Genomic DNA, 16758 nt, shown 5'->3' with positions numbered 1-16758 from the left:
GAGTTTTTTTCCAGTAAATTCATTGGGTATGAAAAAATTGAACCGCACATTAATTCTGGCTTCACAGTCTCCGCGACGTTCTGAAATTCTAAAAAAAGCAGGTTATCAATTTGTTCCATTCCCTGTTTATGTATCGGAAATTCCTGACAAAAACCTAAGTCTTAACGAACAAATTTTAGACATTGCCAGACGAAAGGCCGAGGCGGTGCGCACCCGTCTACACGACGAAGGTCTGAGCTATCCCCATCATGTAGTCCTGACTGCTGATACCTTGGTGTGTTTGGATAACCAGACTTTAGGCAAGCCAGAGACCGAACAGATGGCCTTCGACTTCTTAAAAGCACTTTCAGGTCGCAGCCACGAGGTCAAAACAGGAATAGTTCTACTGGACCTCGACAGCAACCTGAACAGTGACGAAGTTGTGTCTCATATCGAGACAACTGTGGTGCACTTCCGTTCACTGACGGATTCTGAAATTCTGGACTACATCGCCAGCAAAGAGCCCCTCGACAAAGCCGGTGCCTACGCCATTCAGGGGGAAGGTGGAAAATTTGTGACCCACTACGACGGCGACTTTAATAATGTGGTGGGACTTCCCTTGCAAGCTCTAGAAAAACTCTTCACACTTAACTCATGGGAATTCCTGCGCCAACCGCCCGCTCTTTGATTTCACAAAAGCTCTCGTCCAAACAAAAAATTCTGGCGGTCAGTAAACTTCAACCCACTGAAAAAATCATTTCTTTATACAATGAAGGACAGCGCGATTTTGGCGAAAACTACATTCAAGAAGCCTTAGAAAAAATTGAACTCTTAAAAGATTTTTCTAATATTCAGTGGCACTTGATCGGCCCTATTCAAAAAAATAAAGTTAAATTCTTAAAGAAGCATTTCACTTATATTCATTCTATCGACAGCTTTGCTTTAGCAGAAAAAATTTCAGCAGCTGCACTGTCTATCCAGCACATTCAAAAAGTATTCATTCAACTGAATCTTTCTGAGGAGCCGACCAAATCTGGATTTTTAAAAGAGGATTTTGAGTCTGAGTGGACACGTCTGCAAGCGTTGAGCGGCATTCAGATCGTCGGATTGATGACCATGCCACCGCTAGAAAATGAACCTGAAAAAAACCGCGCTTTTTTTAAAGAATTGAAATATATTGGAAGCAAGTTCGATTTACACGAGTACTCAATGGGCACCAGTCACGACTATCAAATTGCACTTCAAGAGGGGGCAACATGGATCAGGTTAGGTACGACGCTATTTGGAGAAAGAGAATCACAGAAAGATCAGAAACGAGGTCCGTCATGAAAAATCCACTGCTGAAAACAATGAAAATCGGCTTTATCGGAGCCGGTAACATGACTCAGGCTCTGGTGAAGGGCATGGTGGAATCGAAAGAGATCAGACCAGATCACATCATGGTTTCCAATCGGACTCAGGGCAAATTGCTCAAACTAGCCGAGCAGTTTCAGGTTCAAACCAGAGCCCATAACCAAGAGATCATTGCAGAATGTGATGTGGTGATTATCGCGGTGAAGCCTCAAGATTTTTCAACGGCACTCGAAGGCCTAACTGGACAATTTAGCGATCATCAAATCGTGATTTCACTGGCGGCGGGAATCCCTTTCGACTCGCTTGAAAAGCAAATTCCCACGGGACGCCTTGTGCGCCTGATGCCGAACACTCCGTCTATTATCGGTCGTGGAGTTATTGGCTTTATGAGTCCCGATGAAGATGAAGGTTTTGTTTCCAGTCTGATGGACGACCTCTTTGGCGGCTTAGGCTATGTGATGAAAGTCGACAACGAAGATCAATTTGAAGCCTTGATGATTTCTTGCTCTAGCGGTACAGGATTCGTTTTCGAAATGATGATGTACTGGCAAGATTGGATCGCAGAGCGTGGTTTTGCCGACGATGTTTCACGCAAGATGACGATCGAAACGTTCTTGGGCGCGGCTCTACTGGCCGCCCAATCTGAAGGCATCGAAATCGAAGAACTGCAATCCCGCGTGACCTCTAAAAAAGGGGTTACGGCAGCGGGACTGACTTCTATGCGCGAGCTGGAAATTGAACGTGGTTTGCGCATCAGTTTTGAAAAAGCCGCCATGAGATCAAAAGAGATCTCGCGCACTCAGAAATAGCCCTCAACTGACGCTGCTGGGCCGTGGCTCTAGATTAGCTAGACCTAGGTCCAGAGAGTTCTTAAAACCTCCTGTTATTTCACCTAGATAGTAGATGTCGGGTTTGTTTTGCCCTATACTAAAGATCAGTGTTCACGGAGGAACCTATGAAGCATTACCCTTCAGAAATCGCACATAAAACATTTGAACGTAAAATGATGGGATATGATCCGGACGAAGTCTCGGATTTTTTAACTGTCATCGCAGCTCAGATGGATGCCCTTTTACAAGAGCGCAATGCCCTACGTGAAACTCTAAAAGAAAAAGAATTAACACTTCTTGAATACAAGGATCGCGATCAAGTCTTAAAGGCGACGATCACTTCAGCGTCTCAAATGACCGAGAAAATGCGCACAGACGCAGAACGCGAAGCCAAGTTGATCATTAACGATGCTCAACAAAAAGCAGAATTGATCACTCGTGATGCTAAGGATTCTTTGAAAAAAGTTTACTCTGAAATTTCTGAATTGAAACGCACACGCATGCAGTTCGAAGCCAATCTAAAAGCCATGGTTCAAGCGCACTTGTCTTTGTTAGATCAAGGGCAACAATTTATGCCAAAAATGAGCCTACCTGAATTGGATATGAAGTAACAGCCAGCGCTGTTACTTCTGTCACGCTACTTCTATCGCCCCTTGAAACTCAAAGTTCTGATTCAACCTAATGCAAAAAAAAGCGAAGCCATCGGATTACACGATGGTGCTGTAAAGATTAAAATTAAGGCTCCCCCTGTGGATGGAGCCGCCAACGAGGCCCTAATCGCCTTTATCAGCAAAACTCTTTCCATCCCGAAAAAAAATGTCACCATCTTACACGGACATACAGGGCGCAATAAACTACTTGAAATTGACTATGATGCGAATGTGGACGACGTGATACGTCTACTTTGCCAAGACCGCTGATCTGTGCCATATTCATCGCCAGATTCAGCCCATTGAAAAAGGACCTCCTTGCTATGTCGACTATTGCGGATAACAAAAGACCTCTTGCGATTATTTTTCTGACTGTCTTTATCTATCTTTTAGGTTTCGGCATCGTGATCCCCATCATGCCCATTCTCAGCACCCAAATGGGAGCTACCGCCTTACAAACAGGGCTTTTACTTTCTGCCTATTCACTGATGCAATTTATTTTCTCTCCGTTTTGGGGACGACTCAGCGACAAGTATGGTCGCCGCCCTATTTTATTAATTTGCTTAGGTGGCGAAGTCTTTGCCTATTTGCTTTTCGCACAGGCACGCACTTTAGAAATGCTTTTTGTAGCACGCCTACTTTCAGGCTTTTTCGGAGCTTCGATTTCAACAGCTTCTGCTTATATTTCTGATATTACGCCTCCACAAGAGCGTTCCCGTGGAATGGCGCTCATCGGTGCGGCCTTCGGTTTGGGTTTTCTATTCGGACCCGCTATCGGTGGATTACTCACGGTATGGGCTGAACACATTTCAACGGATGCTTTCTTCCGCACCAGCTTCAGCTCTTACTGGGTGTCAGGCCTTTGTCTGATCACGTTCCTGTTTGCGCTGAAGTTCTTAAAGGAAACTCGCGATCTTTCAAAAGTAAAACAAGAAACACGTAATCGCTTTCAGTTGATCGCTAAGTTCTTCAAAGTCCCGACGATCGGTCCTTTAATTTTAGTTTTCTTCTTGGCCTCTTTAGCGATGTCGACAATGGAAGCGACATTAGTGCTTTACATGAAAGACAAGTTCAACTGGGGATTGAAGGAAGTCAGTTTTGGTTTTGCCTATATCGGAGTGATGTTAATTGTAACTCAGGGATTCCTTGTCAGACGGCTGATTCCCAAAATAGGTGAAAAACAAGTGCTGCGTCTGGGATTGATTTCAATGACCTTGGGCCTAGGTGGAATTGCGTTTGCTAACTCGATTTTCGCTATGGCTATTACTCAGACTTTATTGGCCTTGGGATTAGGGTTAGTGAACCCCTCAACTCTGGGGGCTATTTCACTTCTTGCTGACAAAGACGAGCAAGGGACTGTACTCGGCACCACTCAAGGGATGTCTTCCCTTGGCCGCATTATCGGTCCCGCTATTGGTGGCGCTCTTTTCGGAGCATGGAGTATCGAGTCGCCATTTCTACTTTCGGGCTCAATGACTTTAGTCGCTCTATTTATCGTGTTTTTAATTTTCCATTCTATTCCGAATGCAGGTCAAAAAACCAAGACCTCTTCGACTGATGAGGCTCAACATGCTTAACAAAATTGGATTCTTTCAGCTGGATAACTTAATCAATAATCGTGTCCCATTTTTGTTCTTCAATATGAGCGGAAATACCTTGAGCACATGGTATACAAGTTTGAATAAGATGCACATCGACACCTACGAAATCTTGGCTGAACCTCAACAGGTTTTAGCTGAGCTCGAGTCGCGCCAAGCCCCCCAAGACTATGCTATCGTATTGCTTTGCCAGAATGGCGATCAGTCTATGAAAACCTATGCTGACCTGACAAAAAAAGCTTATACAAACGTCTATGTTGTCGATGGCGGCTACCAGCAAATGATGACCGATAAAGACCAAATCTGATACTCTGTCTTCCTATGAAAACACTAGCTGATCGTTACAGTCCTCAAGAGGTTGAATCTAACATTTACAAATGGTGGGAAGACGCAGGATATTTCAAATCCCAAGATCAATCCACTAAGCCTCCTTTTTCAATTATTTTGCCTCCGCCGAATGTCACAGGCTTCTTACACTTGGGTCATGCTTTGGATCATACTATCCAAGATTTATTAATTCGCTGGAAGCGCATGAGCGGCTTCAACACCATGTGGTTACCAGGAACAGATCACGCCGGTATTGCGACACAGACTGTGGTTGAAAAAGAGTTAAAGAAAAAAAATATCACACGCCACGATTTAGGCCGCGAAAAATTTGTCGACGAAATCTGGAAGTGGAAAAATGAATACGGCGATCGTATTTATAATCAAATGCGCCGCCTAGGTGATTCATGTGACTGGGAACGTGCGACCTTTACATTGGATGATGGTGTTTCCAATGCCGTGAAAAAAGTTTTCGTAACTCTTTACGAAAAACAGGCTATCTATAAAGGCCAAAAGCTTGTGAACTGGAGTGGCCCATTAGAAACTGCTATTTCGGATCTAGAGGTAGAACATCAACAAGTTAAAGGTGCCATGTATCACATCAATTACCCAATTGATGGTTCAGATCAGTTTTTGACGATTGCCACAACACGCCCTGAAACCATGTTGGGTGATACGGCAGTTTGTGTTCATCCAGATGACGAACGCTATCAGGCTTTAATCGGCAAAACAGTTACTATTCCGTTGATCAATCGTAAAATTAAAATCATCGCAGACACTTATGTCGATCGCGAATTCGGCTCAGGAGTTGTGAAGATCACTCCTGCTCACGATTTCAATGACTACAAAATTGGTAAAACTCATAAACTAGAGTTCATCAATATTCTGAATAAGAAATGTGAGTTAAACGAACATGCAGGTCCTTACCAAGGACTTAAAGTAGCAGACGCTCGTAAAAAGGTAGTCGAAGACTTAAAAGCATTGGGATTACTTGTTAAAGAAGAACCACATGTTCACTCGGTAGGTCACTGTTCTCGTTCAGGTGCGGTGGTTGAGCCGTTCCTATCTGAACAATGGTTTATGAAAATGGATCAACTGTCGATCCCAGCAAAACGCGTGGTGGAATCAGGTACATTAAGATTCGAACCTGAGTCGTGGACAAAAGTTTACCTTCACTGGATGAACATCATCGAAGACTGGTGTATTTCCCGCCAATTATGGTGGGGACATCGTATTCCCGCATGGCTTTGTGGTGACTGTGAAAAATACACTGTAAGCGAAACAACTCCTTCTGCCTGCCAACACTGCTCTAGCCATAATATCAAACAGGAAGAAGATGTTTTAGATACATGGTTCAGTTCGGCTCTTTGGGCTTTTTCTACAATGGGATGGCCAGCAGAAAATACCAAGTCTATCGAAACTCAAAAAACTTTCTACCCAACAAATTACTTGGTTACTGGGCATGACATTATTTTCTTCTGGGTAGCCCGTATGATCATGATGGGCTTAGAGTTTAAGAAAGATGTCCCATTCAGAACAGTTTACATCCATGGACTTGTACGTGATAGCCAAGGTCGTAAGATGTCGAAGTCACTCGGCAACTCTGTTGATCCAATTGATATGATTGAAAAGTACGGCGCAGATGCTTTACGTTTCAGTTTCTTGGCCCATCTGTTTTCAGGAAAAGACTTTAAGTTCAGTGAACAGCGTGTAGAAGGCTATCGTAACTTTATGAATAAGGTGTGGAATGCATCCCGCTTTGTTCTGTCGAACTTAGCTGACTTCAAAGCTCCGGCAGAGGGAATTAAAGCCATGCCAGCGAAAGCTCAGCTTTCTGTTTTCGATCAGTGGATTATCACCAAGCTAGCTGAAACAGAGCGTATTGTTCAAGAGGCTCTAGAAACAGAAAAGTTTTCAGATGCAGCTAACGAGCTTTACCAATTTATCTGGAATCAATTCTGTGACTGGTATATCGAGTTCACAAAACCAATTATGACTTCGGCATCGGCAGAAGAAAAACACACCACTCAATTGGTGATGGCTCACGTTCTGAATCGTATCGTACGCCTACTTCATCCGTTCTGCCCGTTCATTACTGAAGAAATTTATGGTAAACTTCCATTGAAGTCTGAAGCTTGTATTATTGACAGCTATCCAACTGTTGATAACGACAAAGAGTTCTTGGCTTTTGCCAGCACGGAAGCAGAACTAGAAATTGATATCGTAAAAGAAGTCATCACAGCAATTCGTAATATTCGTGGTGAAAATCGTATCAGCCCTGCCGTCAAATTGAATGTGCGATTAGGCGTTCTAGATGCAGAGACTCAAAAGATTTTAAGTCATAATCGCGCTGCTATCATGACTTTGGCTCGTTTAGAAAATGCCGCCATCGGTGAAGATGGCGATCTGATGAAGTGTGCCGTGGCTCCTGTGGCAGTAAAAGATGCGCGCGTTAATGTGATCATCCCGTTGGAAGGCTTGGTTGATTTCAATGAAGAGATCAAACGCATTCAGAAGACGATTGAAAAGTTAGAAAAAGATGTGACGCTGTTAACGAACAAGTTATCAAACGAACGTTTTGTTCAAAATGCTGATCCAGACGTCGTTGCTGCGGATAAAGTTCTTCTGCAACAGTCCCGTGAACAAGTGGTTTCTCTTAAAGAAGCTCTGACACGTTTTCAGTAGGTGCCAGGCCCTGTTTACGGACGCAGGGCAGCGGACCTACTACCTCCTTCTTTCAAAGCCCCATTAACAGGTCCGGTGTATGCCGGTTCCTGTCGCCCTGTCAAATAAGTGGACACTCTAAAGCAACTAATACGATTCGACATAGAAGTGTGTTGGAAGTGGGATTGCAAATACATCCTCTATATGAAAAACACAGTATTAAAATCGAGTTTAGTCGTCTTGTTGAGTTTCACTGCTTTAGTTGCTCAGGCCAATACCTCAGTCCTTTGCAATAGCTCTCACAATCAGCATTCCTTTGCGAATCAGATTCAGAGCCGCGAGCACAGCCAAGAGCTTTCGGTTATCACTTGGAATGCACATAAACTTGCAGATAACCAATTTCTACCTGACCTGGCAACACTCAGCACGGACTCAGATATCATTTTGATACAAGAAGCCATGCACTCGAACGATTTACAAAATTACTTCGCATCACAATTCGATCTTTCTTTTAGCTTTCACAAAAGCTTCTGTAATAAAGAAAATCAAGCGACAGGCGTGATGACGGCCTCTCGCTATCTGTTACAGAGCAATCTGACTCTGGTCTCTACAGATACTGAGCCCTTCACTTTTACACCTAAGGTGTCAGGTTATTCGGCTGTTCAGATACCCGAAATTGGCGTGGTTCATATCATCAATACCCATGGACTTAACTTCAATACAGGCTCTAAGTTTAAACGTCAGATGACCGAAATCTCTAAATTCATTGCACAACTAGAAGGGCCTGTTATCTGGGCTGGTGACTTTAATACATGGAATTCAGATCGTCAGGCGCACCTTGATAAGAATGCGGCCGCTTTGGGACTGCACCACTTGAAGCCGACAAATGAAAAAAGAAATTTAAAATTAGATCATATCTACGTTAGAGGACTAGAATTGCAATCCGTTGAGCTTTTACGTCACATTAAGAGTTCAGATCACTTGCCTTTGAAGGCTGTTTTCAAGAAAGCCCCATCCAATCTTTTTGAATCAGAGCAGCTGGCAGAACAATTTCCAGAAGAAACTATCGAAGACGCTATAGACACTACGGACATGAACAGGCTGAGCGATCTTCATCCAGATTCTGACAATTAAAAGAGCGTAGCCCCTTCGTCACACTCAATCCGTTAATGTTTCCATTACGGATTGAGAAAATCATTTCCTCACCATTAGCGAAATACACACGAGCCGCACTTTCTTCGACGACAACCTTATTACCTTCAATCAAAGAATGGATATAGGCCTCATTCGGATTATCCATTTGATCTGGCGTTAATTGAACGATCTCGGGCATACCATAGGCATTCATCTGGTACATAGAAAGACGACGAGCTGGTTCTGCCGTTTCGTCGGAGTAATCGTAATCGACGCGCACACGTCTTCTGACTCCGTCTTTTCCTACGATTTCTGTTTGTGTCCAATCATGAACCTGCGCCTGACTTTCACCCAAATTAGGACGAAGCTGATCCATAATGTTTTCTATTGTAGGCTCTGCCTGCTGAGGCGGAGTAATGCGCGATTCCATCCCTAAACACTTCGTCATAAACTGCAGGTGCTGTGAAAACTTCTGCATGGTTAAAGGTGTCACCTCTGAATCCATAGCATCAATAGCAGTCGTATTATTTTTTTCTCTATTTTCGGTTACGCCTTCAGGTGATACCGCCGTACCTTGAGCTACAGTTTCAGGAGGCGCAACAAAATCGGCTTGCGCTGCCGGAGGCGCATCCTCTTCGACTTCCACATTTTGTTGGGAAGAATCCACTGTCTTAGAAGACTTGTTGAAAAAATAAAGAGTTGTAGCGATAACCACAACTCCTACAGCAAGAAGAACAGATTTAGTATTCATGACCAACAGCTCGAAACTATTTAATCAGACCGATCTCACGCAATCTTTGCATTAAGAACTCATGCGCTGTGATATCAGCGTATTTAGCACCTTCACCGCGGCAAGATGGTAAGCAGCTTAATAAAGATTCTGGATGTGGATGCATGAAGAATGGCATTGAGTAACGAGACGTATTCGTTCCATCCTGTGGATTGATCACACGATGTGTAGTGGAAGGAATCACTTCATTTGTAATACGTGATAACATATCGCCCGCATCTACGATCAATGTTCCGTAGTCGCTTTCGATATCTAACCATGAACCATCGCGATCTTTTAATTGCAATCCAGAAGTTGTCGCCGCAGGTAAAATCGTGATGAAGTTGATGTCTTCATGGGCCGCCGCACGCACACAACGTGGGTCAACACCTTCTGGAATCGGTGGGTAGTGCAATAGACGCAAAATTGAATTTCCTTCTACCACCATTTTAGTGAAGAAATCTTTTTCAACTTGTAGTGGGTATGACAAAGCTTCCATCATCTGAATGCCGGCAAGCTCTAACTGAGAGTATAACTTTTCAAAAATAGGGCGGAACTCAGGTAAAGAGTCATCTGGCCAGATATTTTTAGGATAGTACTTCGCAAACGCATGACCATCTTCAACTTCGCGGCCCACATGCCAGAACTCTTTCAAGTCCATTACCGGAGAACCCTTAGCATGCTCTTTACCGAAAGCTGTATAACCGCGCTGACCGCCGCCCAACTCAGAAATATAAGAACGCTTAGTCGCATCCGGAAGTTTATAAAATTGTTCTAATACCTGATAGGCTTGAGTCAAAAGCTCTGCTGAAACATCGTGATCTTTTAAGATAATGAAACCATAGTCTTTGATTCCGTGGAAAAGCTGTTCAATGAACTTAACTTTATCATCTTGTGACCCGTGTAAATAAGAACCTAAACTCAGTGTTGGAACTTTTCTTAACGTTGAAGAAGTTTGAGTTGTCGTTTGCATACAATCCCCTCTCAAAAAAATAGATGAACATCGCGTTCAATGTTTAAGCATTTCTATCGAAATTAAAATAGAATATCAAAGACTATTACATGATTTTTTGTAGTGAATTCAAAATGGATGTCCCCATCATACAGCCTAAAAGCGTGTTTATTGCGATATGGCGACTCTTGAGACTCAAAACCACGATAAATCACAGGTCTCGGGTCTTGTTTGAGGACCTCGGAAATCACCTCGGGTAGCTCTTTTTTACCCGTTCTTTCAATCCACTTTTGCAAAATTTCCATGGCTACTGAGCTGAACTCCACTTGAATTTCATCTTTTTGCACATCGGTAGCCCAACCCCCGCGGGCTTCAGGTTTACTTTCAATATGCGGAAGATAGGGCTTTATATCTAAAATCGGAGTTCCGTCGACAAGATCTGCTCCGGCTAAGACTAACGTGTCTTTTTGAATTTCAATAATTTCAACTAAAGACAAACCAATCGGATTCGGACGATGCGGAGACCGCGTCGCGAATAACCCCATCGTCTGCCCTTCCAAACGTGGCGGATGAACCTTGGCGTGAAATCGTACCGAAGAGTTTAGATGAAAAACAAATTGCAGCCACAGATGCGAATAACCTTCGAGTCCCTGCAATGAAATTTCAGGTTGAAACTCTGCTGCGATCTGCAATTCCGAATAGGCTTTTTTGACTAAGCCTGCCTGTCGTGGCACCCCGAACTTATCAGGGTAACACGAACGTAAATATCCTATAGGTTTAAATACAAACTCTTTTGTCATCTTATCTGTTCAAGCGAGTTAGTTTTTTCGGAATGCTCAAATCAGGGTAATAACTTGGCTTGAACTTCACTGAGGGATTGGACTTCAAGTCTGATAAAGCTTCTGTGATAGCGCGATCCAACTGAGGATCTTTTTTATCGCGATAATCTTCAGGAGTGATATCCACTTCAATATCCGGATTAACACCATGGTTTTCTACAAACCATTCATTGTCTTTGAACCAAAAACTGTATTCAGGTTGGGTCACGTAAGTGCCATCACTCAAAGAGTACTGTCCGTTAATTCCGATAATTCCGCCCCATGTGCGCTTACCAATTAATTTTCCTAACTTCATCAGTTTGAACGAGTGAGGAAATATGTCTCCATCACTTCCTGATTGTTCATTTGCTAAAGCGACTAAAACTCCTGCCGCATAGACAGGATATTTTTCTAACCCCTGATGACGAGTTTGATCAAACCCAAGAACCTTTTGTGCTAAAACTTTTAGTAGATGCTGCGAAACATGCCCGCCACCATTGTAACGAACGTCCACAACCAGTCCCTCGTACTGTGATTCGTTCACAAAGTTACGATAGAATTCCGAGTAACCATAGGCTCCCATATCCGGCACATGTACATATCCCAGCTTGCCTTTCGATTTTTCGTGAACGTATTTTTTATTTTTTTCAACCCATTCACGATACCACGCAGCTTTTTGCTGTCTGTTGGTTTTGACCACCACTTTTTCTTCCGACTTCGCCCCTTTGCGATGAACGGTCAGTTCGACCTTCATCGCCGCTTTATTTTCTATAAGCTCATATAGGTCAGAGGCCTGAACAAAACGAATGCCATCGACGGCCATAATACGATCTCCCACTTTCAAACTGACTCCCATAGACGTCAGTGGGGAATTACCATCAGCATTCGACCACGAGTCCCCAGCCAAGATGCGTGTGATTTCATAAGCCTGAGCTGATGGACGGTACTGAAAGTATGCTCCTAAACGGGCGTGTGGAACACCACTACCGACGCGCGTGTATTGTCCACTCATCTCGTAACAGTGGGATGTTCCTAACTCGCCTTGCATTTCCCACATCAAGTCTGAAAACTCAGATCTTGTTTTAACTCGTCCTAATAATTTGTGATAGCGCTTGTAAACCAAGTTCCAATCAACTTTCGACATATCCTGACGCCAGAAATGTTCTTTTTGTAAAGTCCATGCTTCATGGTACATCTGCTTCCACTCAAGACGAGGCTCTACTTTTAATTTGATACGACTGACATCAACATAGCCATCTTTTTTGCCAATTTTACTTTCTTGGCTAGGCTTCAGTTTCACATCTAATAATCTGATTTTAACATCATGATGAAGGAGCACATGGGTCTTTGCTGTGTTCACAGCAAAAGCTTTTACTGCTTTATGATAAACTTCTTGAGTCCCATCATCAAACCGATAGACATATAAATCTGGAGCCGGTGGCTCTTGATTGCGATCAAAGTTTTCAATCGGCGCCACATTTTGTTTTGTGTAAATCACGCCGTTTTTAATTGCTGATATCCGGCCATATCCTCCAAGCGGAAGTTCAAAGGCCTGGACGCGATTTTCAAGTCCTTCAAACTGAATCTCTTGGAAAGTCGGAGTTGATTTTGCTTTTTTATTTTTTCCGGTTGCTGGCTTTTCAACAGAGTTATCCACTTGAGGACTTTTCAAAGTCGCCTCAAAAGGACTAAGGACTTTATCATTTAAAGCTACTACGTAAGGACGAGTTGCAAATGGAAAGCCTAAATCGAAATGAGTCTCGTTGTAGTTAGGAGCAAAACTACGGATACCTAGGAAATAAAGATAATTTCCCTCTGGATCAAATGACGGAGAGAAATCACTCACAACTGGATTCAACAAGAACGTCAGCTTGGCCTTCTTCGTGTCATAGATGCGGATTCCTGTACGACGAGCATCGACATTCGCTGTATAAGCTAAATAGCGTCCATCTGCCGACCATTCTAAATCAGCCGGACGATTAAACATATTCGTTTCGATTTTTTTAGATGAGTTCTTTTTAAAATCGACAATGTAAACTTCTTTTCTGTTAGTAATAATCGCTGCCATTTCGTGAATAGGCGAACATTTAATACCCCAGATTTTTCCCCACTTAATTTGAGGAAATAATGTCTTATATTTATCTGTTTTTAAATCAAATAAAACCAAGGCCTCATCCGAGTCCGCATCTGAAGCCGCTGCTAAAAGCTTTGTTCCATCAAAATTATAGCTGGGATAAGAATAACGTATTCTTTTTTGTACATCTAATTCTTTTACAGGCCCACTGAACGGAGCCATTTCAAAAAGACGCCCACGAGAAGCTAAACATAACTCAGAAGATTTTGGGTGTAGCTCCATTCCATGAAAAAAGCGGCTCCAGTTTTCGTAGCGAGGCATGGATTGCATCGCTGTTGTATGGCATTCGATTTCTACTTTTTCTTCGACCTCTGTTGCTAAATCATAGGTGTAGATATCGGCACCGGCTTGATAAACCAAAGTCTGCCCATCTGAACGCAAGTTACGGCAATAGTAATCAATATGATCTGTCAAACGACGTAGTTTCTTCCCTGCCAAATCACAAGTGTACACATTCCCCACACCTTCATGGTCTGATATGAAATAGATATTGGTGCCGATGATTTCGGGGCGTGTGATGTTAGTTGATATGTCTTTTAGAATACGTTGGAACTTACCCTTTTCTTTTTGCACCCACAGAACACCTGCGGTACCACCTTGATAGCGCTTCCAACGAGCAGAGTCCCCTGAGTTACGAGCTAACACTTGAAAGTTTTTTCCCGCATAGTAATAAGAAGCTGGTCCTAGATTGACCTTAGAAAAATCACGTGTCTTCACATTCAGTTCGTACACATGAGCTTCACGATTTGGGTATCCGTCCATTCCGTTGACAAAACGGAGAGTGTTATTATCTTTCCAGTTGATGATACGCTGAACGCCTAACCATGTCATACGTTCTGCTTCGCCGCCTTGAGCTGGCATCACATAAATATCACCCTCTGCCGCTGTATCAGTACTGATAAAAGCTAACCACTGTCCATCCGGAGAATAACATGGTGACAGAATATTCCCTTTATTCGCTGTTATTCTACGCGCGACTGCTGCGCCCATGTTGCGATGACGCTCAACGATCCAAAGATCATCGTCTGTTATAAACGCAATTTGAGATCCAGAAATAGTCGGCTGAGAAAAGTATCCTTGGTTCATAGAACTTCCTTGTTATGAAATAGCGAAACAAAATTGCTATGTACTCAATATAATAATTATGTTTTACTTACTCAATGAGCGAATTTCTTATTATCGCATTATGTCTTTTGATGAATGCGATGTTGTCGTGTATCGAGATGGCCTTTGTTACAGTTTCTAAGGCCCATATCAAAAAACTTTCACAAAGCGGTCAAATTGCAGCCAAAAGAGTCCTGCAACTCAAACAGAATCCCGAGCGCACCTTATCTGTTTTGCAAATTGGTATTACTTTAGTCGGGGCTATCTCGGCAGCCGTCAGCGGAGCTAGTGCGGAAGAGTATTTGGGTCCTAAGATTCTGCCCTACCTCAATGTCAGCCGTGAAACTTCAGAGTTTATCGCCATTGCACTGATTGTTCTGCCGCTGACTTATATCAGTGTGGTCATTGGTGAGCTGGTTCCGAAATCAATCGCTCTGCGTTCTCCCTTAAAAGTGGTTCTTGCTGGTGGCTACTTACTACTGGCCATGGATCGCATCTTCTATCCTTTTGTGATTTTACTAGAGTCTTCCACACGCTTCCTAACTAAATTTGTTTTTGCGCGTATCAAATCAGAAGGCTCTATCAATTCAGAAGATGGTGTGGACTTAGACAGTTTAAGCGAAGCTCACAAACAATACGTTTTAAATTTGATTAATATCGATAAACGCACAGTCAAAGATGTCATGGTTCCTTGGGAGCAAGTCACCATCATCAACGAGAACAAACACCACTATGAAGTTTTAGAAAAAATACGTTCGTCACGCCACACCCGTATTCCTGTCGTGAACGACAATGATGAGGTCATTGGACTATTGCACACAAAAGAATTTGTGTCCGAAGCTGAAATCACAAAAATTGATTGGAAACAATTAATTCGCTCGATCATCACACTCAATCCAAAAGAGCCGATTTTAAATGCGCTTAAAAAGCTTCAAAATGAAAAAAGTCACTTAGCCATTATTAAAGAAAATAATCGCATTTTAGGAATTGTAACCATCGAAGATATTTTTGAAGAAGTCGTCGGTGAAATGTATGACGAAGATGACGAACCCAACACTCTGTTAGCGCTAAATTCCCGTATCCGTACCATGAACTTAAAGTAGCTGATAGACTGACCAATAGTTTGACAGCCTCTATATGCCGGATTCTATTTAATAGCATCCCACAGCACTATAAAGTGGCCCTTCCCTTGCTAAACAAAAGGTCATGCATAAAGTTTTCCGTATTTTAAAAGCCCAGTTGTCGTTTTTGGTTTTACTAAACAGTTTACCAGCATTCAGCTTTGATGTTGAGCCACTGTTTAACACCCCTGGCTTTCATGGTGATGCCACCACAACGATTGAAGATCGCTTAATCGAGATGATCCGTGATGCACGCGAAGGCTCAAAAATTCGTGTAGCTCTTTATCATATTAGTCGTGCCAACTTAGCACAGGAACTTGTGATCGCTTCCCATCGCGGTGTTGACGTGCAAATCGTATTGGACGGCGGAACCGCGCACGAAATAGAAGAGAACGGCTCCCCATTAAATATTTTAGCTTATGGCTTTTCCGGATACAGCGAAGGACTTAAATGTGCCGAGGATGAAGTGTGTCTGAAGCTCTGTAAAGGTCCACTGGCAGCCCCGCTTTCTATTCTAAAATTGAAAAAGAATCATGATTTAGGGAATGCCTGTCGCGGTCTGATTGCCAATCACAATAAATTCTTTTTATTCTCGGATCTAAATGATGGGAACAGTCATGTTGTCGCACAAACATCAGCCAATATGGCTGATGGACAACTTAAAATGTACAACGATCTTTTACTGATCAAAAACAATCCTGATTTCTTTGAGGACTTTTTAAATTATTGGCAAAAACTAAAAGGGGATCAGACGGCTCTTTTTAAAAAATCCCATCCTACCATTAGCGATGAATCTGGAAAATTAAAGTCTTATTTCTTCCCACGACTGGTGTCAAAAGACCCCGTGCTTTCATTACTTAAAAAAGTGAACTGCAAACTTCCCAACTCAAGCATTAAAGCTTCACAGTCCGCTTTTACCCGTGGAGGAGTAGCTCGTGAAATGGCGCGCCTACAAGCTGAAGGCTGTGATTTGCAAGTCATCACACGTGTGGATCCCGTGCAAAAGTCTCCAGGTAAAAAAGTCATTCGTAGTTTAAGAAGCGAAGACTTAGTTATTCTGCCATACCGCGGACAAGAAGAAAAAGATCGCTCGGAAAATAGCATTCATACGAAAATCGTGCTGATTAACGCCTCAATCGACAATTCTTCAGAAAAAGTTCCTGTGGTGCTGACAGGATCACATAACTTAGATCTGTTTTCTTTGCGCACAAATGATGAAGTTTTAATCGAAGTGCGTGATCAAAGCGTATATGAGGCATATGACGCCTTCTTAGAACGCATCCTTCAAGATGCGCGTGATGCAGGTATCTGCATTTAAGATAAGGACA

15 protein-coding genes are annotated in these 16758 nt (G+C 42.8%); 11 read left to right on the top strand and 4 right to left on the bottom strand.

The genetic code is table 11. From position 1 onward, the window contains the following. Positions 1–28: 28 nt before the first annotated feature. From A11Q_RS02640 to A11Q_RS13325, 9 genes are all read left to right on the top strand, one after another. Positions 29–667: a Maf family protein gene (locus A11Q_RS02640; RefSeq protein WP_015469239.1), complete on the top strand. Its 639-nt coding sequence runs from the start codon at positions 29–31 to the stop codon at positions 665–667. Next, entirely contained in the window at positions 634–1308 is a 675-nt protein-coding gene (locus A11Q_RS02635) for a YggS family pyridoxal phosphate-dependent enzyme (RefSeq protein WP_015469238.1), read from the top strand. Before A11Q_RS02640 ends, A11Q_RS02635 begins: the two co-directional genes overlap by 34 nt. Next, positions 1305–2141 (top strand): pyrroline-5-carboxylate reductase family protein, encoded by an 837-nt coding sequence (locus tag A11Q_RS02630; RefSeq protein ID WP_015469237.1) that lies wholly within the window; start codon positions 1305–1307, stop codon positions 2139–2141. The genes A11Q_RS02635 and A11Q_RS02630 overlap by 4 nt, the downstream gene beginning before the upstream one ends. Positions 2142–2287: 146 nt before the next feature. Further along, a complete protein-coding gene (locus tag A11Q_RS02625) occupies positions 2288–2773 on the top strand; it encodes a DivIVA domain-containing protein (RefSeq protein WP_015469236.1) in 486 nt (161 codons plus the stop codon). Between the two features lie 42 nt (positions 2774–2815). Next, positions 2816–3082: a DUF167 domain-containing protein gene (locus tag A11Q_RS02620; RefSeq protein WP_015469235.1), complete on the top strand. Its 267-nt coding sequence runs from the start codon at positions 2816–2818 to the stop codon at positions 3080–3082. Positions 3083–3135: 53 nt separating this feature from the next. Continuing rightward, positions 3136–4389, top strand: a complete 1254-nt coding sequence (locus A11Q_RS02615) for an MFS transporter (RefSeq protein ID WP_015469234.1) — start codon at positions 3136–3138, stop codon at positions 4387–4389. Beyond that, positions 4382–4717: a rhodanese-like domain-containing protein gene (locus tag A11Q_RS02610; protein ID WP_015469233.1), complete on the top strand. Its 336-nt coding sequence runs from the start codon at positions 4382–4384 to the stop codon at positions 4715–4717. Before A11Q_RS02615 ends, A11Q_RS02610 begins: the two co-directional genes overlap by 8 nt. Before the next feature lie 14 nt (positions 4718–4731). Continuing rightward, complete coding sequence (locus A11Q_RS02605) at positions 4732–7419, top strand: valine--tRNA ligase (RefSeq protein ID WP_015469232.1); 2688 nt, start codon at positions 4732–4734, stop codon at positions 7417–7419. A gap of 183 nt (positions 7420–7602) precedes the next feature. Next, positions 7603–8532, top strand: coding sequence for an endonuclease/exonuclease/phosphatase family protein (locus A11Q_RS13325; RefSeq protein WP_015469231.1), 930 nt, complete (start codon positions 7603–7605; stop codon positions 8530–8532). On the opposite strand, the gene A11Q_RS02595 is transcribed toward A11Q_RS13325, so the two are convergent. From A11Q_RS02595 to A11Q_RS02580, 4 genes are all read right to left on the bottom strand, one after another. After that, on the bottom strand, positions 8483–9283 hold the full coding sequence (locus A11Q_RS02595) for a hypothetical protein (protein WP_015469230.1): 801 nt from the start codon (positions 9281–9283) through the stop codon (positions 8483–8485). The genes A11Q_RS13325 and A11Q_RS02595 overlap by 50 nt on opposite strands. Before the next feature lie 16 nt (positions 9284–9299). Then, entirely contained in the window at positions 9300–10274 is a 975-nt protein-coding gene (locus A11Q_RS02590) for an isopenicillin N synthase family dioxygenase (protein WP_015469229.1), read from the bottom strand. A gap of 62 nt (positions 10275–10336) precedes the next feature. Next, the gene (gene tsaA / locus A11Q_RS02585; protein WP_015469228.1) at positions 10337–11053 is read right to left on the bottom strand and encodes a tRNA (N6-threonylcarbamoyladenosine(37)-N6)-methyltransferase TrmO; all 717 of its coding nucleotides are present in this window, start codon (positions 11051–11053) and stop codon (positions 10337–10339) included. Position 11054: 1 nt separating this feature from the next. Next, positions 11055–14291 carry a S41 family peptidase gene (locus A11Q_RS02580; protein ID WP_015469227.1) on the bottom strand — a complete coding sequence of 1079 codons (3237 nt, stop codon included), beginning with the start codon at positions 14289–14291 and terminating at the stop codon, positions 11055–11057. A 74-nt stretch (positions 14292–14365) separates the two neighbouring features. On the opposite strand from A11Q_RS02580, the gene A11Q_RS02575 reads away from it, so the two are divergent. Then, positions 14366–15412 carry a hemolysin family protein gene (locus A11Q_RS02575; RefSeq protein ID WP_015469226.1) on the top strand — a complete coding sequence of 349 codons (1047 nt, stop codon included), beginning with the start codon at positions 14366–14368 and terminating at the stop codon, positions 15410–15412. Positions 15413–15515: 103 nt separating this feature from the next. Further along, on the top strand, positions 15516–16748 hold the full coding sequence (locus tag A11Q_RS02570) for a phospholipase D-like domain-containing protein (RefSeq protein ID WP_015469225.1): 1233 nt from the start codon (positions 15516–15518) through the stop codon (positions 16746–16748). Positions 16749–16758: the final 10 nt, after the last annotated feature.

It is taken from the genome of Pseudobdellovibrio exovorus JSS (assembly GCF_000348725.1).
In the GTDB taxonomy this organism is placed as follows: domain Bacteria; phylum Bdellovibrionota; class Bdellovibrionia; order Bdellovibrionales; family Bdellovibrionaceae; genus Pseudobdellovibrio; species Pseudobdellovibrio exovorus.
Note: the sequence above shows the minus strand (reverse complement) of the source record. Positions and strands in the feature narration are given on the sequence as shown.